The 23,999-nt window shown below is 38.8% G+C and carries 22 protein-coding genes, 1 other RNA gene and 1 other annotated feature; of the genes, 22 read left to right on the top strand and 1 reads right to left on the bottom strand.

Annotated features, from left to right (window positions below; all coding sequences use genetic code 11):
• The first annotated feature begins 110 nt into the window (after positions 1-110).
• From LS41612_RS07445 to LS41612_RS07465, 5 genes are all read left to right on the top strand, one after another.
• Positions 111-1,202, top strand: coding sequence for a carbohydrate kinase (locus LS41612_RS07445; protein WP_036205294.1), 1,092 nt, complete (start codon positions 111-113; stop codon positions 1,200-1,202).
• Positions 1,203-1,206: 4 nt separating this feature from the next.
• Entirely contained in the window at positions 1,207-2,121 is a 915-nt protein-coding gene (locus LS41612_RS07450) for a pseudouridine-5'-phosphate glycosidase (RefSeq protein WP_024363151.1), read from the top strand.
• 206 nt (positions 2,122-2,327) lie between these two features.
• Positions 2,328-4,523, top strand: coding sequence for a RelA/SpoT family protein (locus LS41612_RS07455; protein WP_024363150.1), 2,196 nt, complete (start codon positions 2,328-2,330; stop codon positions 4,521-4,523).
• A 52-nt stretch (positions 4,524-4,575) separates the two neighbouring features.
• Complete coding sequence (gene dtd, locus LS41612_RS07460; protein WP_024363149.1) at positions 4,576-5,016, top strand: D-aminoacyl-tRNA deacylase; 441 nt, start codon at positions 4,576-4,578, stop codon at positions 5,014-5,016.
• A gap of 70 nt (positions 5,017-5,086) precedes the next feature.
• Complete coding sequence (locus tag LS41612_RS07465; RefSeq protein ID WP_024363148.1) at positions 5,087-5,296, top strand: DUF2642 domain-containing protein; 210 nt, start codon at positions 5,087-5,089, stop codon at positions 5,294-5,296.
• 54 nt (positions 5,297-5,350) lie between these two features.
• On the opposite strand, the gene LS41612_RS07470 is transcribed toward LS41612_RS07465, so the two are convergent.
• Positions 5,351-6,931, bottom strand: coding sequence for an N-acetylmuramoyl-L-alanine amidase family protein (locus tag LS41612_RS07470; protein ID WP_024363147.1), 1,581 nt, complete (start codon positions 6,929-6,931; stop codon positions 5,351-5,353).
• A 163-nt stretch (positions 6,932-7,094) separates the two neighbouring features.
• Positions 7,095-7,337 (top strand) — a binding site (T-box leader).
• A gap of 125 nt (positions 7,338-7,462) precedes the next feature.
• Here LS41612_RS07470 and hisS point away from each other — a divergent pair.
• The 17 genes from hisS to LS41612_RS07555 all read left to right on the top strand — a co-directional run bounded on the left by hisS (position 7,463) and on the right by LS41612_RS07555 (position 23,898).
• Positions 7,463-8,725, top strand: coding sequence for a histidine--tRNA ligase (hisS, locus tag LS41612_RS07475; protein ID WP_024363146.1), 1,263 nt, complete (start codon positions 7,463-7,465; stop codon positions 8,723-8,725).
• A 28-nt stretch (positions 8,726-8,753) separates the two neighbouring features.
• Positions 8,754-10,523, top strand: a complete 1,770-nt coding sequence (aspS, locus tag LS41612_RS07480) for an aspartate--tRNA ligase (RefSeq protein WP_024363145.1) — start codon at positions 8,754-8,756, stop codon at positions 10,521-10,523.
• Positions 10,524-10,660: 137 nt separating this feature from the next.
• Positions 10,661-10,863: non-coding RNA, 6S RNA (gene ssrS, locus LS41612_RS07485), on the top strand.
• A 347-nt stretch (positions 10,864-11,210) separates the two neighbouring features.
• On the top strand, positions 11,211-12,371 hold the full coding sequence (gene nagA, locus LS41612_RS07490) for an N-acetylglucosamine-6-phosphate deacetylase (RefSeq protein ID WP_024363144.1): 1,161 nt from the start codon (positions 11,211-11,213) through the stop codon (positions 12,369-12,371).
• Positions 12,372-12,397: 26 nt separating this feature from the next.
• A complete protein-coding gene (locus tag LS41612_RS07495) occupies positions 12,398-13,120 on the top strand; it encodes a GntR family transcriptional regulator (RefSeq protein WP_024363143.1) in 723 nt (240 codons plus the stop codon).
• Positions 13,121-13,124: 4 nt separating this feature from the next.
• The gene (locus LS41612_RS07500) at positions 13,125-13,844 is read left to right on the top strand and encodes a sugar isomerase domain-containing protein (protein ID WP_024363142.1); all 720 of its coding nucleotides are present in this window, start codon (positions 13,125-13,127) and stop codon (positions 13,842-13,844) included.
• Between the two features lie 17 nt (positions 13,845-13,861).
• Positions 13,862-14,131: an HPr family phosphocarrier protein gene (locus tag LS41612_RS07505; protein WP_024363141.1), complete on the top strand. Its 270-nt coding sequence runs from the start codon at positions 13,862-13,864 to the stop codon at positions 14,129-14,131.
• Positions 14,125-15,837: a phosphoenolpyruvate--protein phosphotransferase gene (ptsP, locus tag LS41612_RS07510; protein WP_024363140.1), complete on the top strand. Its 1,713-nt coding sequence runs from the start codon at positions 14,125-14,127 to the stop codon at positions 15,835-15,837. The genes LS41612_RS07505 and ptsP overlap by 7 nt, the downstream gene beginning before the upstream one ends.
• 40 nt (positions 15,838-15,877) lie before the next feature.
• The gene (locus tag LS41612_RS07515; protein WP_024363139.1) at positions 15,878-17,053 is read left to right on the top strand and encodes a GNAT family N-acetyltransferase; all 1,176 of its coding nucleotides are present in this window, start codon (positions 15,878-15,880) and stop codon (positions 17,051-17,053) included.
• A 300-nt stretch (positions 17,054-17,353) separates the two neighbouring features.
• Entirely contained in the window at positions 17,354-17,665 is a 312-nt protein-coding gene (locus tag LS41612_RS07520; RefSeq protein WP_029747276.1) for a PTS sugar transporter subunit IIB, read from the top strand.
• Between the two features lie 13 nt (positions 17,666-17,678).
• Positions 17,679-17,999, top strand: coding sequence for a PTS lactose/cellobiose transporter subunit IIA (locus LS41612_RS07525; protein ID WP_024363137.1), 321 nt, complete (start codon positions 17,679-17,681; stop codon positions 17,997-17,999).
• A 46-nt stretch (positions 18,000-18,045) separates the two neighbouring features.
• Positions 18,046-19,374 (top strand): PTS sugar transporter subunit IIC, encoded by a 1,329-nt coding sequence (locus LS41612_RS07530; protein ID WP_024363136.1) that lies wholly within the window; start codon positions 18,046-18,048, stop codon positions 19,372-19,374.
• A gap of 26 nt (positions 19,375-19,400) precedes the next feature.
• Entirely contained in the window at positions 19,401-20,483 is a 1,083-nt protein-coding gene (locus LS41612_RS07535; RefSeq protein WP_024363135.1) for a DUF871 domain-containing protein, read from the top strand.
• Positions 20,484-20,555: 72 nt separating this feature from the next.
• Entirely contained in the window at positions 20,556-21,539 is a 984-nt protein-coding gene (locus tag LS41612_RS07540) for an N-acetylglucosamine kinase (protein WP_024363134.1), read from the top strand.
• A gap of 178 nt (positions 21,540-21,717) precedes the next feature.
• Complete coding sequence (locus LS41612_RS07545) at positions 21,718-22,479, top strand: tRNA threonylcarbamoyladenosine dehydratase (RefSeq protein ID WP_024363133.1); 762 nt, start codon at positions 21,718-21,720, stop codon at positions 22,477-22,479.
• Positions 22,480-22,775: 296 nt separating this feature from the next.
• Positions 22,776-23,162 (top strand): hypothetical protein, encoded by a 387-nt coding sequence (locus tag LS41612_RS07550; RefSeq protein ID WP_024363132.1) that lies wholly within the window; start codon positions 22,776-22,778, stop codon positions 23,160-23,162.
• Between the two features lie 178 nt (positions 23,163-23,340).
• Entirely contained in the window at positions 23,341-23,898 is a 558-nt protein-coding gene (locus LS41612_RS07555) for a hypothetical protein (protein WP_229387189.1), read from the top strand.
• The last annotated feature ends 101 nt before the right edge of the window (positions 23,899-23,999 follow it).

Consider the following 23,999-nt stretch of genomic DNA (forward strand, 5'->3'; position numbering starts at 1 on the left):
TTTGAAGGGAAAATATAGAAGTGGGAAGCGTTAAACAAATCGTATGAAATGTTTTGACTTCGCTCAAACAAAAGTTTATAATACAAACAAATATAATAAAAGGTGATGCTATGAATGAAAGAGAACAAGCGGTACTGGCTTTAATTCGCAAAAATCCGTTTATGTCTCAGCAAGAGATGGCAGATAAGATGAATCTGTCCCGTCCAGTACTTGCGAACTTAGTGTCGAGCTTAACGAAGCAAGGGAAAATTGTTGGTCGTGCTTATATTTTACCTGAGGAAAATGAAATTATTTGTATCGGTGGCGCCAATCTCGATCGCAAATTTCATGTAAAAGGGACTGTTCAATTAGGTACTTCGAATCCTGCTAGTTCCTCATTCAGTGTAGGTGGAGTTGGACGCAATATTGCGGAAAATTTAGGCCGACTTAATCATCAGGTGACATTATTAACGACAGCAGGGAAAGATGCGGATTGGCAAGTAATCCAAGAAGCATCAGAATCATTTATGAATTTGCGCTATGTCGAGCAGTTACCAGATGCTTCAACTGGTTCTTATACGGCAATTATGGACGAGCAAGGTGAGCTTGCATTAGCTGTGGCAAATATGGAAGTTTATGATTTATTGTTGCCGAGTTTGTTAAAGAAATACGAGGCAATGCTTATGAATGCTGGCTGCTTTATTATGGATTTAAATTGCCCGAAAGAAACGGTAGTGTATATCCAACAAGTCGCGATTGCGCGCGCTATTCCATTTGTTATCGTTCCTGTATCTTCTCCCAAAATGAATCGATTACCGGATACATTGCAAGGTGTTACGTGGTTTATATGTAATACGGACGAAGCAGAGACGATTGTAGGTCATACAATCAATACCGAGGCAAACTATGACAAAGCGATTCAAAAGCTTCTACAATTAGGAGCAGAGCATGTCATTATTACGGCAGGTAGCAAAGGAGTCTATGCTGCCTCTACCACTAGTCCACCACGTCATTTTACTGCGAAAGCAATAAAGAAAATTGAAGATGTAACGGGCGCGGGTGACGCTTTTGTAAGTGCTGTCATTCATAGTTGGTTAAGGGGGCAATCGTTTGAAGTTTGCATAGACGCAGGCTTAACGAATGCCAAAAATACACTGGCATCCCCATATACAGTAAGACCTGAATTATCAGAAGAATTGTTGAAAAGTGAAATGGAGGAATAACATCATGAAAGAATTCATCGTATTATCAGAAGAAGTAAAAGCTGGACAAGCACAAGGACTACCAATTGTTGCATTAGAGTCAACAATCATTTCACATGGTATGCCATATCCTCAAAACGTACAAACGGCACGTGAAGTAGAGCAAATTATTCGTGATAACGGTGCGGTGCCTGCAACAATCGCGCTGATTGATGGGAAAATTAAAATCGGTTTATCTGACGAAGAACTTGAAATGTTTGGGAATGCACAAGGTGTTGCAAAAACTTCTCGTCGCGATTTAGGCTATTTATTGGCTACGAAAAAATTAGGTGCGACAACAGTTGCTGCAACAATGATTTGCGCTGAGCTTGCAGGTATTGAGATTTTCGTTACAGGTGGTATCGGAGGCGTACACCGTGGTGCTGAAACAACAATGGATATTTCAGCAGACTTAGAAGAATTAGCACAAACAAATGTAGCTGTTATTTGTGCAGGTGCGAAATCTATTTTAGATATCGGTTTAACATTAGAATATCTTGAAACAAAAGGTGTACCAGTAGTCGGATATGGCACGTCTGAGCTTCCAGCATTCTACACTCGCCAAAGCGGATTTGATGTCAACTTTAAACTAGATACACCGGAAGAAGTTGCAGCAATGTTGCGTGCTAAGTGGGATTTAGGCTTACAAGGTGGCGCAGTTATTGCAAACCCTATCCCTGAAGCGGATGCGCTAGAGCATGAATTTATCACAAGCATTATTGAAAAGGCTTTACAAGAAGCTGAAGAAAATGGTATCCAAGGTAAAAACGTAACACCATTCTTACTTGGTAAAGTAAAAGAGTTAACAGCAGGTAAGAGCCTTGATGCCAATATCGCATTAGTGAAAAACAATGCAGTAGTTGGTGCGAAAATTGCAGTGGCTTACAACAAAGCAAACTAACAAGTAAATGAAAGACTCTTTGCGAAGCAAAACAGCCTAGCAAAGGGTCTTTTTATTTATAATAATCAATATTTTTTCCATTTATAAAACTTGTTCACGATATTATCTAAACTATATGACACAGTCCCTTTACAATCGCCCTCTATTTTTTATACAATTAAGTTTATATCTAATCTGAAAAATTTGACGAGCAAGGTGGACATGTTATGGCGAAAGAGCAAATTTTGACTCCTGAGGACGTTTTTGAGTTAGTCAAATCCTACATGAATGAGGAAAATGTCGCATTCGTGAAAAAAGCATATGAATTGGCAAGAGATGCGCATATTGAGCAATTCCGTAGCTCTGGTGAACCGTATATTATTCACCCAGTGCAAGTTGCCGGTATTTTAGCTGAATTACAAATGGATCCAGAAACTGTGGCAGCAGGCTTTTTACACGATGTTGTCGAAGATACGGAATTTACACGTGATGACCTAGTCCGTGAATTTGGCGAGGAAGTAGCAATGCTCGTTGATGGTGTGACGAAGCTGGGGAAAATAAAATATTTATCGAAAGAAGCACAGCAGGCGGAAAATCACCGTAAAATGTTTGTCGCTATGGCACAGGATATTCGTGTTATCTTAATTAAGCTTGCGGATCGTTTGCACAATATGCGTACCTTAAAGCATTTACCTGCTGAAAAACAACGCCGTATTTCAAAAGAAACGCTTGAAATTTTTGCTCCCCTTGCACATCGTCTAGGAATTTCGACAGTAAAATGGGAGCTGGAGGATACTGCACTACGTTATTTAAATCCACAGCAATATTACCGTATTGTCAGTCTAATGAAGAAGAAGCGAGATGAACGTGAGGCTTATTTAGACAATGTTATGGGAGAAATGAAATCCCAACTTTCTGAAGTGGAAATCGATGCGGATATTTATGGTCGTCCGAAACATATATACAGCATCTATCGTAAAATGGTGCTTCAAAAAAAGCAATTTAACGAAATTTATGATTTGTTAGCCATTCGCGTTTTAGTTGATAGCATAAAAGATTGCTATGCAGTGTTAGGTATTGTGCATACATTATGGAAGCCGATGCCTGGGCGTTTTAAAGATTATATTGCAATGCCAAAGCAAAACTTATATCAATCATTGCATACAACGGTCATTGGTCCATACGGTGATCCACTAGAAGTACAAATCCGTACAAAAGAAATGCATAAAATTGCCGAATACGGGATTGCAGCTCACTGGGCTTATAAAGAAGGTAAAAAGATTGATATTGAAAAACAAAATGTCGATCAAAAATTAACTTGGTTTAGAGAAATATTAGAATTCCAAAACGAGTCTTCAAACGCCGAGGAGTTCATGGAATCTTTAAAATTCGATTTATTCTCTGATATGGTGTACGTGTTTACACCAGAAGGGGATGTAATAGAATTGCCAGCTGGTTCTGTACCTATCGATTTCGCATACCGTGTGCATTCAGAAGTCGGTAATCGTACAATCGGTGCAAAAATTAATGGCAAGATGGTGCCGCTCGATACACCATTAAAAACGGGTGATATTATTGAAATATTAACATCTAAACAATCTTTCGGCCCGAGTCGTGACTGGCTAAAAATTGCTCAATCATCCCAAGCAAAAAACAAAATTAAGCAATTTTTCAAGCGTCATCTTCGTGAAGAAAATATCATCAAAGGCAAAGAGATGATTGAAAAAGAAATTCGCGCGCAAGATTTCGACATGAAAGAAACAATGTCAGCGGAAAACTTAAAACGTGTCTGCGATAAATTTAATTACACGAATGAAGAAGATTTATATGCCGCAGTTGGTGTAAATGGTATTACAGCGCAACAAGTTGTTAATCGTTTAGCCGAAAAACGTCGTAAAGAGCGTGAACAAGAAGAAGCACTTGAAAAAATTGAGCAAAAAATGAAAAATCCAATTCCGCAAAAGCGCACAGAGTCTGGCGTTATTGTAAAAGGAATTGACAATATGCTCATTCGATTGTCTCGTTGCTGTACACCAGTGCCGGGTGATGACATTGTCGGTTTTATTACGAAAGGACGAGGTGTTTCTGTACACCGTGCAGATTGTCCAAACATCCAAATTGAGGATGAGCAGGAACGTATTATTGAAGTTGAATGGGAGAATGGGCTTACACCTGAGAAAAAAGAGTATCCTGTCGATATTGAAGTATCTGCCTTTGATAGACCTGGTATTTTAAATGAAATTATGCAAATCGTCAGCGAGACGAAAACGAACATTTTAGCTGTGAGCGGCCGTGCTGATCGTGATAAAATCGCCACTATTCACCTAACGATTTCAATTTCAAATATTTCTCATTTGCATAAGGTTGTTGAACGTATAAAACAAACACCTGATATATATTCTGTGCAGCGTGTAATTAACTAAAGGCTGAGAAAAGAATAGTGTAGATTTTTTATAGATTGAGGGGTTTAACATTATGAAAGTAGTTTTACAGCGGAGTAAGGCTGCATCTGTTACGGTACAAGGAGAAGTAACAGGTGCTATTGATAGCGGCTATGTGCTTCTTGTAGGCATTACACATGACGATACAACCGAAGACGTGGCCTATCTAGCAAAAAAAGTCGCTAATCTACGCTTGTGGGAAGATAGTGAAGGGAAAATGAATCACTCTATTTTGGAGCATGGTGGGGCAATCCTATCAGTGTCTCAATTTACATTGTATGGAGATACGAAAAAGGGCAATCGTCCAAGCTTTACAAGTGCGGCAAGACCAGAAATGGCGGCCCCTTTGTGGGAGGCATTTAATGATGCATTACGAGGCTATGGTCTACAGGTGGAGACAGGAATTTTTGGTGCTATGATGGATGTGGCATTGACAAATGATGGACCTGTTACAATTCTACTTGAGTCAAAATAGAGGTACATTGTCTAGCATTCCTTCATATACTAAAAAGAATGGCTAAATGTGGGAAGGAAGTGTAATTTCGATGACGCAAATAGGAAGGATGTCGAATCCTTATTTATATGAAACACTGAAACTGATGATTGGCCAAATGATCGTTGTTCAAACGAAGAAGAATATTCAGCAAGGTAATTTGACCTCCATATTACCAGACCATATCGTTATCGAAATTAATCGCACACCCTTCTTTATTCGCATGGAGGAAATTGTATGGGTCACATTAGCGATAACATAAGTAAATCACATATAAAAACCTTCATTTTCTTTAATTAGAAAATGAAGGTTTTTTTTATTCGTTTGCATCAAAATAATCTAAAATGCCTTGATAAATGCCAAGTGAGGCTTGTTCTCGGAATTTAGCTGTTGTAATAACTCTTTCTTCATTGGCATTACTTAAAAAACCGAGTTCGATCAGCACTGCTTTTTGTCGATTTTCACGTAGTACTAAATAATTTCCTTGTTGTGTACCACGATCTTTTAAGTTGATTTTGCTAGCTAGCCCATTGTGTATGGCTTCAGCAAGCCCTTTTTGATTGTTGTTTAAATAATAGGAGGTAAAGCCAGAAATTGAGCTATTGTCAGTCGCATCATAGTGAATACTGATAAAAGCGTCTGCATCATGCTGGTGAGCAATAGACACACGTTTGCGAAGTGCAACATATTCATCTGATTCACGTGTCATGACAACATTTGCACCTGCTGCACTTAACTTGGAAGCAAGCAGGGATGCCGTTTTCAAAGTAATGTCTTTTTCATCAGTACCGCGCTGTCCAGTCGTCCCATGGTCATTACCACCATGCCCAGGGTCTACAACAATTGTTAGTCCATTTAAAGTCCCGTTTTTTCGAGGCTCAGACTTTGTTTTGTTAGTTGTTTTTGTCGCTGCATTATTTTGTGAAGTGGTCACAACCCAATTGGCAACGAAAGCGGTTTTATCGCCTAATTGAATTTCATAAAAATCATCTTTAGCACCTACAATGGGAAAAGTTTCACCTGCATCTACACGTTGCACAACTTCCGCAGTGGTTGTCGCATCTGTGCGTAAGTTGGTGCCATTATAAATAATTGTGACAGATTCAAGCGTTGATGATGAAGATGATGTTGTTGTTTTCGAAGTCGTTTTTACCGCATTTGAAAATGTTCCATAGAAACTATAAACCCAACCGGCTTTTTTATTACTATACTGAATTTGCACCCAATTGTGCTCTTGAGCAAGCACCTTATAAGATTGTCCTTTGGAAACAGTCCCTAAAATTTTGGATGTTAAATCAGCTTTTTTTCGGACATTTAACGTATCGACTAAAATCGTAAAAGTAGTCCCTTTTGATTCGGTTGTTGTAGACACTTCAACTACTGGTTCAGTTGTTGTTTTTTCCGTTTTTTCATTAATCGTCACATAGTCTGAAGATACCCAACCAATTAGTCCATTCCAATTAATCTTCGCCCATTCACCATGTTCTGTTATTAATGTGGCTTGATTACCTGTTGACAGTTGTCCAAGAACAGGGGACGCAATATCTGGTTCCGTACGAATGTTTAGACGATCAACTTGGGAAATAACAGTTTTATCTATTGTTTGTTGCTCATTTATGGATGCTGTTAGCCATGAAGCTACCCATCCTTCGTAATCGCCTGTTTTTACTTGAATCCAGTCTCCCTCGCGACCGATAGATGTTAATGAATCGCCTTCTTCTAATGTGGTAATAATGGGGTAAGAGAGCCCAGGTCCTTCGCGTAAATGAAGTATGGTTCCAGTTACTTTTAAATCACTTGTATCGGCAAGCGCTAGTTCTTTGTCGCTGATATGTGGTATCATAAATGCTAATAATAAGACAAAGATAATGGTTTTATGTATAAGTTTTGTCGTCATCGAACCCCTCCTTTTCTTGTGCTATTTTACCATGTTTTTATGCTAAAATTCGAGGGAAAAAGGTAACAGAAATCGTTTTTTTAACAACTGTATGATGAAAAACAAGAAAACAGTTGACATTACCTTATGTTGTGACTAACATAAAGGGTAATCAAAAAATGATTAACCGCTTATGACCAAGCAAGTAGCGTATACCTCTATTGGATAAGAGAGGGAAAGACTTAGGCTGCAATCTTTCCTACAAAAATGTATAAGGCGAATAACACTTGAGAGGCTTTTTTCTGAAAAGGAATACTTAGTAGGAAAAAACGGAATCGGCCGTTACCCGATTATGAGGAGGACGCAATATACGTTATGCGTCAACTAGGGTGGAACCGCGGAAGCATATACAGCTCTCGTCCCTTGCAATTATGCAAGGTGACGAGGGCTTTTTTTGTTGGATTTCTTCTGTACAAGGTCGGTCTATCTACAGTATGTTCGTATTTTACATACGAAGGCTAGCTCATAAGCAATTGAAAAGGAGGTATTTTCATGACTTTTAAAGTGCCACGAGGAACACAAGACATATTGCCAGGTCAATCAGAAAAATGGCAAAAGGTCGAATCGATTATTCGTGATATATGTCGTGTCTATCGATATAACGAAATTCGTACACCGATTTTTGAACAAACAGATTTATTTGCACGCGGTGTTGGTGAAACAACGGATGTTGTCCAAAAGGAAATGTATACATTTGAAGACCGCGGGGGTCGTTCATTAACATTGCGCCCTGAAAATACAGCCGGCGTTGTACGTGCCTATGTAGAACATAAAATGTTTGGTGCACCTGATCAGCCTGTCAAGCTATCTTATATTGGACCAATGTTCCGTTATGAACGCCAACAGGCTGGTCGTTACCGTCAATTTGTGCAATTCGGTGTTGAAGCAATTGGCTCAGCGGATCCTGCAATTGATGCTGAAGTCATTGCGCTAGCTATGGACATCTATGAATCAACAGGCTTAAAGGATTTAAAATTAGTAATCAACTCTCTTGGGGATAAAGAAACACGTGATGCCCATCGTACAGCGTTGATTAATCATTTTGAGCCACATATTCACGAGTTTTGTGCAGATTGCCAAAATCGTTTGCAAAAAAATCCGTTACGTATTTTAGATTGTAAAGTAGACCGCGAGCATCCATTAATGGCTTCTGCACCGGCATTAACTGATTTTTTAACAGACGATTCAGCGGCATATTTTGCTCAAGTTAAATCGTATTTAGATACACTTGGAATTACGTATGAAGTAGATCCAAACTTAGTACGTGGCCTTGACTACTATAACCATACAACATTTGAAATTATGTCTACTGCTGATGGCTTTGGTGCTATCACAACACTTTGTGGTGGCGGTCGTTACAATGGGTTAGTAGAGGAAATAGGCGGTCCTAATGTACCAGGTATAGGCTTTGCGTTAAGTATTGAGCGTTTACTATTAGCGCTTGAAGCTGAAGCAGTGGAGTTAGATACAGAATCTGCTCTAGATGTTTACATGATTGCCATGGGTGCTGAAGCGAAGCTAAAGGCAGTAGAGCTAACAAGTTCATTCCGTGCAAAAGGCATTGCAACCGACATGGATTACCTAGATCGCAAAATGAAAGCCCAAATGAAATCTGCAGACCGATTAGGTGCTCAATATACAATCGTCTTAGGTGAAACAGAAATGGAAGAACAAGCAGCGACAGTCAAACATATGGCAACTGGGGAGCAACAAAAAGTCGCTTTCTCAGAATTAGTGAACTACTTACTTAAATAAATGAAATAGATGTTGGAGGAAATACAAAATGGCAAAAAGAACTCATGCTAGTAACGAACTTTCTGAAACGTTACAAGGCGAACACGTTGTATTAAAAGGTTGGGTGCAACGCCGTCGCGATTTAGGTGGTCTAATTTTTATCGACCTACGTGACCGTACAGGTATTACACAAGTAGTATTTAGCCCAGATGTAGCAGAAGCACATGCTTTAGCTGATAAAGTGCGTAGCGAATACGTAATCGAAGTTGAAGGGAAAGTTATTCTTCGTGCAGAAGATCAAATCAACCCAAATGTGCCAAACGGAAAAATCGAGGTTGAAGCAACAAGCCTAATCGTTATTAATACAGCAAAGACGCCGCCTTTCCAAATTGAAGATCGCACTGACGTTTCAGAAGATTTACGATTAAAATATCGTTATCTAGATTTACGTCGTCCAGTGATGTTTGATACGTTCAAAATGCGCTCAGACGTAACACGTACAATTCGTAACTTTTTACAAAATGAAGGTTTCTTAGAAGTAGAAACGCCAATTTTAACAAAATCAACGCCAGAAGGTGCTCGTGACTATCTAGTACCATCACGTGTACATGAGGGAGAGTTTTATGCATTACCGCAATCTCCACAACTATTTAAACAATTATTAATGGTAGCAGGTTTTGAGAAGTATTTCCAAATTGCTCGTTGTTTCCGTGACGAAGATCTACGTGCTGACCGTCAACCTGAATTTACTCAAGTGGACATTGAAACAAGCTTCTTAACACAAGAAGAAATTTTGGAAATGAATGAACGTTTAATTCAAGCTGTTATGAAAGATGTAAAAGGCATCGACATTCCTGCACCGTTCCAACGTATGAAATACCAAGAAGCGATGGATCGCTATGGCTCAGATAAACCAGATGTTCGCTTCGGTTTAGAGCTAGTAGCATTAAATGATATTTTTGATGGCTGTGATTTCAAGGTGTTTGCTGATACAGTAGCGCAAGGCAAGCAAGTGAAAAGTATTAACATCAAAGGTGCGGCTGATAAATATTCACGTAAAGATATGGACGAGCTGACAAAATTCGTTGGTATTTACGGGGCAAAAGGTCTTGCTTGGTTGAAAGTAACAGAAGAAGGTTTAAATGGACCTATCGCTAAATTCTTCGATGAAGCGTTAGCAGCTGCTTTAATTGAGCGCATGGGTGCTGAAATTGGTGATATTTTAGTATTCGTAGCTGACAAAGCTCCTATAGTGGCGGCATCTCTAGGTGCTCTTCGTACAAAATTAGGTCAAGATTTAGGCTTAATCGATGAATCACAATTTGCCTTCTTATGGATTACAGACTGGCCGTTATTCGAGTACTCAGAAGAAGATGGTCGCTTCAAAGCAGCCCACCATCCATTCACACGTCCATTTGACGAAGATATCGAGTTAATGGATACAAATCCTGCTGCAGTACGTGCACAAGCTTACGATATCGTGTTAAACGGTTATGAGCTTGGCGGTGGTTCACTACGTATTTATGAGCGTGATTTACAAGAAAAAATGTTTAAACTACTTGGTTTCACGGAAGAAGAAGCACAAGCGCAATTCGGCTTCCTATTAGAAGCGTTTGAATACGGCGTTCCTCCACATGCAGGTCTTGCATTTGGTCTTGACCGTTTCGTTATGCTACTTGCAGGACGTACGAATTTACGTGATACAATTGCATTCCCGAAAACGGCAAGTGCAAGCTGCTTATTAACGGATGCGCCAAGCGAAGTATCTCCTGAGCAATTAAGCGAATTAAGCCTCGCGATTAAATCTTTTAAAAGATAAAAATAATGCGGAATACCTAGATTCTCTAACAAAAAATGTTGGGAATCTAGGTATTTTTTGTTTATTTCGAAAGAATTTGTTTTTTTGCTATAAATCGTTTGAATTATCTGAAATATGGTGTTATGATATCTGTAATACGAATCCTGATGTGTTTGTCTAACTGCTAACTCTATTTAACAGTTTTGACCGAACACTATATCGTCGGGAGCCATCTAATTTTGTAGTGGCAAACAAGCCCCATATGGAGAGGGACGTTTAAAGCTATGAAGCGGGCACCCACCTGCAAATTGCGGGTTCAAAACGAATGTTTCATTGGCATTACGGCACTATCGGGATTCGTCCATACATAGAGTGCTAGAGGATGCTAGAGCAAAGTAGTATTGTGCTTGTATTATTTACATTTACCCAATTTACAAGAGTGCATTCGTTGATAGAAGCGAATAGCGACATTTAAAAAGTGTTAGGTCGACATTAGGTCAATCTAACACTTTTTCTATTGGGATTAGCTTATTTTAAGTCAGGACTTTTTTGTTAAATTGAAAGAAAAATAAGAAAAATTGTAAAAATTACTTTTTATTTTCAAATGAACATACTATAATTGGTATAGACAACTAGACCATTATGCAAATAGATGTCTTTTTCTTGAACAGCAAAGTTGTTAAAAGCAAAGGCAGTGGAGGTGTTGAATTGAGCAACAGATTATTAATTTCCAATGTCACGATCGTCAACGATACCGATTTGCCGTTCAAAGGTGATGTTTTCATCGCGAATGGTCGAATTATGAAAGTAGGCAATGAATTAATCGAACAGGCAGAACAATATATTGATGGTAAGGGAAAAGACTGGTTGCTATTCCCTGGTTATATTGATATGCATATTCATGGTTCTGCCGGAAGTGATGCGATGGATGCCACAGAGCAAGCGCTGCATCAAATATCCCGTTCCTTAGTACAAGAAGGTGTCACAGGCTATCTTGCTACGACCATGACACAGGCACAAGCAAGCATTGAGCAAGCATTAAAGACGATAGCACAATTTGAAAATGATGAAGATGAAGCCACGTTGTTAGGCGTGCACGTTGAAGGTCCATATGTGTCACCGAAGCGAGCTGGTGCCCAACCAGTAGACTATATGATTTTACCATCAATCGAGCAATTTGCTTATTGGCAGAAATTAAGTCACAACCGTATTAAACAAATAACTGTCGCTCCAGAGCTGGAAGGTGGCATAGCGTTTATCGAAGCGCTACATAAGCAAGGCGTAATTGTTTCAATTGGTCATTCAGATGCAACGTTTGAAGAGGTCGATAGAGCAGTGGCGGTTGGTGTGAGACAGGCAACGCATTTATACAATCAAATGAGACCATTCCATCATCGCAATCCAGGGGTAGTCGGTGGCGTACTTCTTGAAAATACGGTGAAAGTTGAAATTATCGCGGATTTTGTTCATTGTCATCCTATGTCAATACAACTTGCTTACCGACTAAAGGGGGCAGCGGGAATTATCTTAATTACGGATGCAATGCGTGCGAAAGGATTGCAATATGGCAATTATGATTTAGCTGGTCAAACGGTCCATGTTACAGCAAGCGGAGCGCATTTACCCAATGGAGCATTAGCTGGTAGCATTTTAACGATGGAACAAGCAGTGAAAAATATGAAAGCGGTCACAAACTGTTCATTGTCAGAACTTGTTGCCATGTCTTCTGCAAATGCAGCACAGCAATTACAGCTATGTACAAAAGGTCGTATCGCAAAAGGCTTTGATGCGGATGTGATTTTATTAGATCAACAGCTAAATGTAGAAAAAACTATTTGTCGGGGAAAAGTTGTATTTGAGAAATCATAGTAGAACGCGTTAGGAAGGTGTCAAACTTGTTAGATAAAAATTCTCATATACCAATCTATATACAAATAGAGGAAATATTAAAGCAAAGAATTTATTTAGAGGAATACAAAATAGGAGAAAATATTCCATCAGAGCGTGAGCTATCAGTGCAATTTGATGTGAGTAGAATGACGGTACGCCAATCTATTACCAATTTAGTAAACAGTGGGTTGCTCTATCGTGAAAAAGGAAGAGGAACGTATGTAGCCAATCCGAAATTGGAACAACCATTAATGGGATTAACAAGTTTTACAGAAGATATGCGTGCAAGAGGAATGGAACCGAGCAGTAAAGTTTTGCGCTTTGAAAAAATTGTGCCACCTCTAGACATAGCCGGTGACTTATTGTTAGAACCTGGGGAGGAAGTATTTTTTGTTGCACGGATACGAAATGCCGATTCTAAACCGATGGCAATAGAAAGAACGTATATTCCAGTGAAAGTTTATCCTGAATTAGATGAGAAAAAAATTATGGGCTCATTGTATGCACTGATTGAAGCGAAATTTCATCAGAAGATTGGCAATGCTATACAACAAATGGAAGCAGCTATTGTGGCGAAGGAGGACAGTAAATATTTGCAAATTAATAGTACAGCACCAGTGTTAATTATTAAACGAACAAGTTATTTAGCAGACGGTGTGCCATTCGAACTTGTACGAAGTACTTATCGTGCAGATCGATACAAATTTATAAGCGAAATTAAAAGGTGATGCGATGCGTGCTTATTTTCATGAACTTCAAAAACTATTAGATATTGTGCTAGAGCAGGAAAATGCACTGATAGCTGAAGCGGCACAACAGATTGTTTTGCGTCTCCAAAGTGGAGGGGTCGTGCAATTGTTTGGGTGTGGGCATTCACATCTATTAGCACAAGATGCTTTTTATCGTGCCGGGGGGCTTGTGCCTGTACGTCCTATAACAATAGAGCCATTAACTTTACATGCAGGTGCTTTGACATCTTCGAAAAATGAAAAAGACCCAACAATTATAGCGCGCCATAAAGAGCATTTTCATTTTCATGAGCACGATGTATGTATTGTTATTTCAACATCTGGACGCAATGATGCCCCAATCGATGCCGCATTGTTAGCCAAACAATCGGGTGTCCTCGTTATGTCTATGCAATCACTTGCGTATCGCCAACAACCAACTCGTCATCATAGTGGTAAGCGATTAGAGGATGTCGTTGATGTTGTTATTGATACACATATCCCTGTAGGAGATGGCTTATTACAATTACAGCAGATGCAATATGCTCCAGCGTCAACGGTTATTGGTTCTGCTATTCTTCATGCGTTATTTAGCCAAGTTATTGAAATAATGGCGGATTGTCAGGACATAGTACCTGTTTTTGAGAGTAACAATGTAGAGTCGAATTTGCATCATAATGATGTTATGATTGCGAACTATCAAACTCGGATTAATTTTGAATGAAATTTGGAGGGGTATCGATGAAAAAAACATTTAAGATTACAACACCAGAAGGCTTACATGCTCGACCAACAGCATTATTAGTAACTGCTGTAACACCATTTGCTTGTGATGTTCAGTTAACTTACAATGACAAGTCTGTCAATTTAAAATCAATTATGGGTGTTATGGCACAAGGAATCGTAACAGGAAGTATTGTGACGATTTCGGCACAGGGGACAGATGCAGATCAGCTGATGCAAACGGTGACAGAGGTGATCGTAACGAAAGGAATTGGTGAAGAATGTTAGAGATAAAAGGTATTGCCGTTTCTGAAGGCATTGCCTTTGCTGATGCTTATTGTTTAGTGGAACCAGATTTATCATTTGAAAAAGAGACGATTACCGATGTTCAGGCTGAAATAGAACGTTTTAAACAAGCGCTAGCGCAATCGAAAGTGGAATTACAAGAAATCGTAACAAGCGCGCAGGACAAATTTGGTGAAGAAAAAGCGGCGATATTTGTTGCCCATTTACTCTTATTAGAAGACCCTGAAATGTTAGCTGCTATTGAAGAAAAAATGAAACTAGGCAGTAATGCAGAGTATGCACTACATGAAGTTTCAAAAATGTTTATATCGATGTTTGAAGGAATGGACAATGCTTATATGCAGGAGCGAGCAGCGGATATTCGTGATGTAACGAAGCGATTATTAGCACATTTATTGCATGTGGAATTACCTGATATTCGTCGTTTAGCATCAGATGTCATAATTGTTGCTGAAGATTTAACTCCATCGATGACAGCACAATTAGATACCAAATATGTCAAAGGTTTTATTACTGATATTGGTGGGAAAACATCGCATTCTGCTATTCTCGCACGTTCTCTAGATATTCCAGCCATCGTGGGAACAAAAACGGCTACAAAGGAAATTAAACACGGCACGCCCCTTATTATGGATGGCACAAATGGCAACATACTTATGAATGTAACACCAGAAGTGACTACTTTTTATATGCAACAGCAACAACTGCAACAGCAACAACGAAGTGAGCTCTCACAATATCGTACGTTGTCGAGCATAAGTGCTGACGGGCACAGTGTAGAGATTGCTGGGAACATTGGCAAGCTGGAAGATGTAGAGAAGGTACTGCTTGCAGCGGGGGACGGTATCGGGCTATTTCGAACGGAGTTTTTGTATATGGAGCGGCAGGAACTCCCGAATGAAGAAGAACAGTTTCAAGCCTATCGTACCGTTCTTGAAAAAATGCAAGGGAAGCCTACAGTTGTTCGTACACTAGATATTGGTGGTGATAAGCACCTTCCTTACTTAAAGCTACCATCTGAAATCAATCCGTTTTTAGGCTACCGAGCGATTCGAATTTGCCTAAATCAACAAACCATGTTTCGTACACAACTGCGTGCCTTACTAAGAGCAAGTGCCTATGGTAATTTGAAAATTATGTTTCCAATGATTGCAACGTTAGAGGAATGGCGCATAGCGAAGCAAATGTTAGTAGAAGAAAAAGCTCAATTGCAAGCACAAGGGGTTGTAATAGCCGATGCAATAGAAGTGGGCATAATGGTGGAAATACCTGCAGCCGCGATGATTGCTGATTTATTTGCACAAGAAGTCGATTTTTTCTCCATAGGGACAAATGATTTAATACAATATATGTTAGCTACAGATCGTATGAATGAAAAGGTTTCTTATTTATATCAACCATATCATCCGGCTGTACTAAGACTTATTAAACATATTATTGATGCGGCACATCAACACGGGAAATGGGTAGGAATGTGCGGTGAAATGGCAGCGGATGAAATGGCGATACCAATTTTACTGGCTCTCGGTTTAGATGAATTTTCTATGAATGCTGCTTCTATTCTCAAAGCAAGGGCACAGATTGCAAAGCTTTCAAAAGAGCAATTAGGCCAACATATTGAGGCTATTTTAATGTTAGCAACCGCTTCTGATGTTGAAGCATATATAAAACAACAGCTAATAATGTAATTATTTAATTCAGAATATTTCGTTAAAAAAGGAGGGTGTCATGGATATTAAATGCGTTCCATCAACGGATTACCTACAAATTCATCGACTAAGGGACTATTGCTTTCCAAATAAATATACTGGTGCACGTCGTGACGATTTTCATTATTGGATTGAACATAGTACAACACTGGGAGCTTATGATGGGGATAAAGTCGTGGGTCAGCTCTTAATACTGCCACTGAATATGACGATACATGGTGAAAATTATGAAATGGGGGGAATTGGATTTGTGGCAACCTATCCAGAGTATCGTCAGCAAGGGATTATGAAGAAGTTGATAATAGCTTCGCTGAAGGAAATGCGACAAAACGGGCAAACCATTTCAGTACTGGCACCATTTTCTGTCTCTTTTTATCGTTACTTTGGCTGGGAACTATTTTTTGATAAGCTTCAATATACCATTTCACAGTCGAAGTTTCCTGACTTCGGTAAACAATACGATGATGTGAAACGTATGAGCTTTGAATGGCCAGATACAACATTATTTGAAGCAATTCAGCAGTTTCATAATGCACAGGCACACCTGACGAATGGTAGCATGCTTCGAGACGCTGCTTGGTGGAAACGGATTGCAAGAAGATCGCCGGACAGTCACTTTGCCGCGTGTTTTTTTGCAAGTAGCATAGCTGGCTATATGCGTTATACGATTCAAGATGGTATTTTTACTATCCATGATTTTATTGCGCCACATCATCTGGCTGAACAAGCACTATGGCGTTTTGTCTCATCCCATGCTGCAAGTGTACACACGATTGAGGGAATAACAGCAAATGATCGCTATTTTGGCTTTAATTTTCAAGATCCACAAATTGAAAAAAAAGTAACACAAGATGTCATGGTTCGAATAGTGGATGCTTTCGCTTTTATGAAACGTTACCCTTGGAATAATTTACAGCACACGTTATACGTGCGTCTTAAGGATCCATTTTGTCCTTGGAATGAACAAATATACAGGATAAATAAAGATGGTCATGTTTCGATTAGGGAGGCAAATTCAGTGTCTGAACAGCATATGTTAACATTACCAATCAACTTATTTTCAGCAATGATGGTCGGCTATCTTCGTGTTAAAGATGCAGTTGTTTTTAGCCAAAAAGAACTAGAAGAGGAAGAAATACAACATTGGCAGCAGGCGATTCCGTCAAATAAGCCTGCATTTTACGAATACTTTTAACTTGATTTCTGTTGCAGATGAGAAAAGGAAAATAACTAAACGTAATACGAGAGGCGTTTAAAGGTAAACGCAAAAATTTTTGAAGTTTTTTCTGGACTATACCAGTTGCGCAAATGCATTTATTCGCAAGTAATGAGGCGATAGCCCAATTATTTCAGTATGCAACAGAGGTATAAAATGGAGAAAAATCTATATTGTGGTATATACCAATAGATGCTATTCTCAGTATAAGTAAGCGATTTCATGAAAGTCGTCACAAGGATATGAAGAACGAAAAAGACAAAAAGGAGAGTGCTGACAATGAAAAATATTATGTTAGTGTGTGTAGCGGGAATGAGTACGAGTTTATTAGTTTCCAAAATGCAGAAAGCTGCGCAGGAACAAAATATTGAGGCTGATATTTTTGCCATAGCTGAAAGTGAGGTAGATAAAGTGTTAACAAATAAAAAGGCGGATGTCCTTTTACTTGGTCCGCAAGTTCGCTACTTAAAATCGACTTTTGAAGAAAAATTCAAGGAATTAAATTTTCCAATTGATGTTATTAATATGGCTGATTACGGCATGATGAATGGTGACAATGTATTGAAACAGGCATTGAAACTAATTGGATGAGGAGGCAAGCCCGATGGAAGAAACAGCGATGATGCAGTCCATTATGGGGTTAATCGTCCATAGTGGAAATACGAAAAGTGAATGTATGGAAGCGCTTCAGTTAGCAAAAAAGGGGCAAATCAATCAAGCAAAGGACAAAATAAAGCTGGCAAATGAGGCGTTAATCGAGGCTCATCATGCACAAACAGCATTGTTAACACAGGAAGCAAGGGGAGAGAAAGTTGAAGTATCGATGCTATTAATTCATGCGCAAGATCACTTAATGAATGCTATAACATTTCGAGATTTAGCGCAAGAAATGATTGAACTGTATGAACAACTCAAAGGGGAGTAGCATCATGTATTTGATGTCACAATAAAAAGCAAAGGGAGTGTGTGGAATGTTCCGATTTTTAGAAGAAAAATTTGTGCCGGTAGCTGCTAGAGTTGGGAGCCAGCGTCATTTAGTTGCCATTCGTGACGGTTTTATTACGATTATGCCATTGACAATTGTAGGTTCGTTGGCTGTACTAATTAATAACTTACCAATTGATTTTTATCAAAATGCACTTGATTCTATTTGGAAGCATGAAACATGGACACAATTTGGTGGTAACATTTGGAATGCTACATTTAATATTTTGTCGCTGTTACTTGCCTTTACAATTGCTTACAACTTGGCGAAGGGTTATAACAAGGATGGTCTTTCGGCTGGCGTAATTAGTCTATCTAGTTATTTAACATTTGGAACGTTTGGTGAAGGTGGTTTAACAGGATTAACAACAGGTACGGGCGGAATATTTATCGCCATTCTTGTGGCCTTGTTATCTACCGAACTATTTTGTAGATTAGCAGGCAATCGTAAGCTGCTAATTAAAATGCCTGATGGAGTACCACCAGCTGTTTCGAAATCATTTGCAGCATTGCTGCCAGCCATTATAACGATTGGGATTTTCGCATTTGTGCGTACCATTATTACGGCAGGTTTTGGTATTCCGGATATTGTGGGGTCGTTTTATTCAACAATTCAGGAGCCATTTATGGGCTTAACAAATACATGGGGAGCGGCATTAATTTTAGCCTTTATCCCAGCATTCTTATGGACGTTAGGTGTCCATGGTGCTAATATTATCGAGCCATTTATGCAAACGATTAATTCAGCTGCGATTCAGGAAAATGTCAATGCCATTTCGGCTGGAAATGTTGCACCTTATATCGTTAATAAGCCATTCTTTGATGCGTTTGTCAATATGGGAGGATCGGGTACGACCATTGCACTGATTATCGCCATCTTTATTTTTGCAAGAAAGAATAAGCAATATAATACCGTAGGCAAATTATCAGCCGCACCAGGCCTATTCAATATTAATGAGCCATTACTATTTGGTCTTCCAATTGTGTTGAATCCTATTTTGTTTATCCCGTTTATTTTAACACCAATGGTTAACGTAACCATTGCATTTTTTGTAACAAAATGGGGTTGGGTTCCAGCGGCAACGGTTGTAGCACCTTGGACAACACCGCCGATTATTAACGGACTTTTAGTAACGCAATCGTGGACTGGAGCTGTTTTAAGTCTTGTGCTCATAATCGTGTCAGTTTGTATTTACCTACCATTTATAGCGATGGCTAACCGTATTGCTAGACAAGAACAAAAGCATGAACTAAAGGAAGAAACACAAGCACTACAGCCTGAAAAAGCAACAGAGATTCCGAAAGTTGAAGTGTAATAGCTTAATATTGGAGGTATTGTCATTTGAGAAGGTTAGGAATTTCACTATACCCACAGCATAGCACGCTAGAAGAAATGCAACAGTATGTGCAGCTAGCGCATGATAATGGTTTTGACCGTATATTTACATGTCTTTTGTCTTTAAAGGATGACAAAGAGAAACGTAAGTTACAGCAAATCAATTATTTTGCAAAACAGCTAGGCTTTGCTATTTCAGCGGATATTGCACCAGCAGTTTTTGAAGATTTAGGCTTAACGTATAAAAATATTGCTTATTTTAAAGAACACTACCATCTAGCGACATTGCGCCTAGATATGGGATTTTCAGGTCATGAGGAAGCATTGATGTCATTAGATAATAGTGAGTTAAACATTGAGCTCAATATTAGTAATGGTACGAAATATGTGGATAATATTTTATCCTATCAACCGAACCGTAATCATATTATAGGCTGTCATAACTTTTATCCACGACGCTATACGGGACTATCACGACAACATTTTTTAGCAACATCCAAAAATTTTAAAGCAAACCATATACGAACAGCGGCGATGATTTCTTCTCAACATGCAGTGTATGGTCCTTGGGAAAAAACAGAGCATGGTTTACCAACATTAGAAGAGCATCGCGATCTACCAATAACTGTGCAGGCGAAAGATTTATGGCATACAGGCTTAATTGATGATTGTATTATTGGTAATATGTATGCTTCAAAGGAAGAACTTAGCGCATTAGGCCAATTAAATCGCAATAAGCTAGAGCTAAAGATTGTCCCATCTTCCGAAACAACTATTTTAGAACAAGCGGTGTTATTTAAAGAGCCCCATTTTAATCGGGGTGATGTATCGGACTATGTTATTCGAAGTACCCAATCGCGCGTGAAATATAAAAATGGTGATTTTCCAGCTCATGATACACACCCATTACAGTTAGGTGATGTAACAATCGATAATAATTTAGATGTGCGCTATAAAGGTGAACTACAAGTAGTGTTAAAAGCAATGCCCAATACAGGCTCTACAAATATAGTGGCAAAGGTCGTGGAAGAAGAACGCTTCTTATTATCTCAAATTCAACCTTGGGCGTCGTTCGGCTTTACAAAATAATTGAAACAGGAGGGGATTAAGCCGACAGTAGACTGTGCTTAATCCTTTTTTATATCGAAAGGAGTAAATAGAATGTACGTACTAGCGATAGATGGAGGCGGTACAAAAACCTGTGCCGTTATTTGTGATGAGCATGGCAATTTGTATGGCAAAGTAGTGACATCACGTAGTAATCCGACTGCGATGGATAGGCAACATTTTGAGTCGACACTGCATGGACTATTGCAGCAACTGCAACAACAAGCGCCACAAATATTTTCAGCAATACATAGTTGCTTTGTTGGTATGGCTGGAGTGAAGGAACAGCAAGTAGAAGACGTAGTAGAACGAATTATTCGGCAATATGTTCATAAGGCTACGACAGTTATCATTGAAAACGATGCCTTAATTGCGCTCTATGCTGGGACGTTAGGACAAGAAGGCATCGTGCAAATTGCTGGGACAGGTGCAATTACGATGGGGTTTAACTATCAGGGTACGAGCAATCGTGTCGGTGGTTGGGGATATCTTTTTGATGATGAGGGTAGCGGTTATGATTTAGGGGTTGAAACGCTAAAGGCCGTTTTTCAAAGCTATGATCAGCGAGCCACACCGACAGCCTTAACGGATGTCGTGTTACAACATTTCACTGTTGACCATGTTCCACAATTAATAGAGTGTATTTATGGAGTGGCACATCCAAGAACAGTGATTGCTCCACTTAGCAAATATGTCTTTCAAGTGGCAGCAAAAGGAGATACTGTAGCCAATCACATTATGCGAGAGGCTTGTGTGAAGTATTACAAGGCAATCAAAACTTGCTATGTGAATATGGCATGGAGGCAAGAGCATGTACCGGTAGTTTTAGCGGGTGGCGTATTTGCAAATAACCCGATGCTCGTGTCACAGCTTGAACAATTAGCGTTAGATGAGCAGATGCCACTGCACTTTATTTTACCTGTTTTAGAGCCGATTGGAGGAGCTGGTATAGGAGCGTTTAAAATGGCCCGCGTTCCATTGGATAGATCATTTATTGAAGCGTTTCAGGCTAACTATGCAACATGGGGTGTTTACTAAATCAACGATTTTACGATGCTCTTTAGATGTCTATGCGAATTTTTACTTATACGGTAGCATAATACTTTTGAGAATTTCCACTTGAACAATATCATGATAAAATGTAATATAGGTTTGATTTTATCTTAGTATATAACTAGGTTTACTAATAAAAATTCGATAGATGGAGAGTGTAAGGATGTTACATCAATTTTCTCGTAACGAGCTCGCGATAGGTACTGAAGGACTCGAAAAATTAAAAAATACAACCGTAGCCATTTTAGGTGTAGGTGGCGTGGGCTCATTTGCTGCCGAGGCATGTGCTAGAAGTGGTATTGGACGCATTATTTTAGTTGATAAGGATAATGTAGATATTACAAATGTTAACCGTCAATTAGTAGCGTATCTTTCAACAGTAGGAAAATCCAAATCTGGTGTGATGAAAGAGCGAATTGCAGATATTAATCCAGAATGTGAAGTGATTGATATGCATATGTTTTACACAGAAGAAACGTATGAGCAATTTTTTGCACAAGGAATCGATTATGTTATCGACGCGAGCGATACGGTAATTTATAAAATTCACATTATGAAAGAATGCTTAAAGCGTAACATTCCTATTATTTCAAGTATGGGCGCCGCCAATAAAATGGACCCTACACGCTTTAAAATTGCTGATATTTCCAAAACACATACAGACCCATTAGCAAAAGTGATTCGTACAAAATTACGAAAAGATGGTATTCATAAAGGCGTAACCGTTGTATTCTCGGATGAAAGCCCAATTGTTGTACGTCCAGATGTCGTAGAGCATGTGGGAAAACCAGATGCAGCTATCCGCAAAGCGAAAATGCCACCATCTTCTAACGCGTTTGTACCCTCTGTTGCAGGTTTAATAGCGGCAAGTTGGGTAGTCAATAAAATTGTGGAAGACGTGAAAATTACCCGCGTGCAAGGATAAACCCCGTTCAAGCAACATGTAGTTTATCTATAATTTAGCAATTTAAAAATGCTAATTAGAAGAGGAATCTGTAAAGTTTTCCATTAGGAACAGTGAGCTTACATGGGCACAGCGTGTCTGTGAATACGAGTTTGGCTGGCTTTTTCCTAAAATGGCTTGCAGATTCTTTTCTTTTACGGCATGACTATCAGTAGGAGAAATGACGTAAAATGCTCCCTTATGTTATTTATGCGGCTGATGCTCACTTTTTCTATGATACAATAGGGCTGTTAAAAAAGAGGGGGCATTCATTAATAATGGAGCAAATTTATCAAATGGAATATAGAGGCTTAAATCTATTCGATGAAATTAGCACAGTGGAATTAGCGATTGATGAGGCGAACAAGACGATACATATTTATGATGTTGGACAGGTTGTGACACCTGTTTTTAATTTTGATGTATCTGCTTATGAATTATCAGATGGTTTTTACAAAATGGCGGATATACTTCGCCACAAAAGGATTTTAACAGAACAGCAACCAGCAACGGAGCTGACGTTAAGCCAATGGTTAATTACAAATAATGTGTATTTTTATAGTCCGAAACAAAGAATAAAAAAATATGCCAACGGTTGCATTATTGAAATAATTGATCGAGACAAAGAACAATTTTTGTTTGACTACTATTTACAAAGAGTTTAATTTTACCAAAATAATTAATCTTACGTACACAAAATGCTAACAATTCACGAAATTGCCTTATTTTTTTCATGAGCTCACTTCTTCTTTTGGTTTATTGCTATAATTTGAATAATTCCAATATATATATACAAAAGGTCGCTTTGTTTGGAATGTTCAAATCTGCTTAAGGGGAGTAGAAATGGCGTTTGCCAAAACAAATGAGAACATGGGAGAGTGGAAAATGGAAATACAAGTAATTCGTGATCACTTAGATATAGTAAAGCTTCAAGAAAAAATGAATAGTATTGTATTTGACTATTTGGATACGTCTAATAATTACACAAAGGCTATGCGATCTTTAACGCCTTTATATACACAGGTTACTACGTTTTATAAGGAATACTTAGGGGCAAGAGCAGGAGAACTTCCGAAAGCCAATACATATTGGCATTTGTTTATAGATTGCAGTGCAAAGTTATGTTATTTCTTAGCTGCATCCATTTTTTATGCGTCCAATGAGCTACAAAAAACACCAGAAAAAGTAGAAAGTTTATTAACGATTGCGGCCTATTCTTTACCGAGTATTGAACAGGAAGAGAATGAGGAATTTTTAACGGCCATTTTTGCGTTGTACGGGGATGTCGTAGAAGATTATGAGAAAGTATCTGCTTTAAGAGATGAAGTGCTTGCTCAACAAGGTGACGCTAAACAGTGTTTACAACGCTTTAAATTGTTTGTAGAGAAAGAAATAGCTTAAAAAATATATTAAGAAATAACTATCTACCATTGTCGAACTTTAAAACGACAATGGTTTTTAATATTGTGAAGATGTTTAGGAAGAAGCCTGACAGGCAAACT

This window comes from Lysinibacillus sphaericus, from assembly GCF_002982115.1.
Classification (GTDB): domain Bacteria; phylum Bacillota; class Bacilli; order Bacillales_A; family Planococcaceae; genus Lysinibacillus; species Lysinibacillus sphaericus.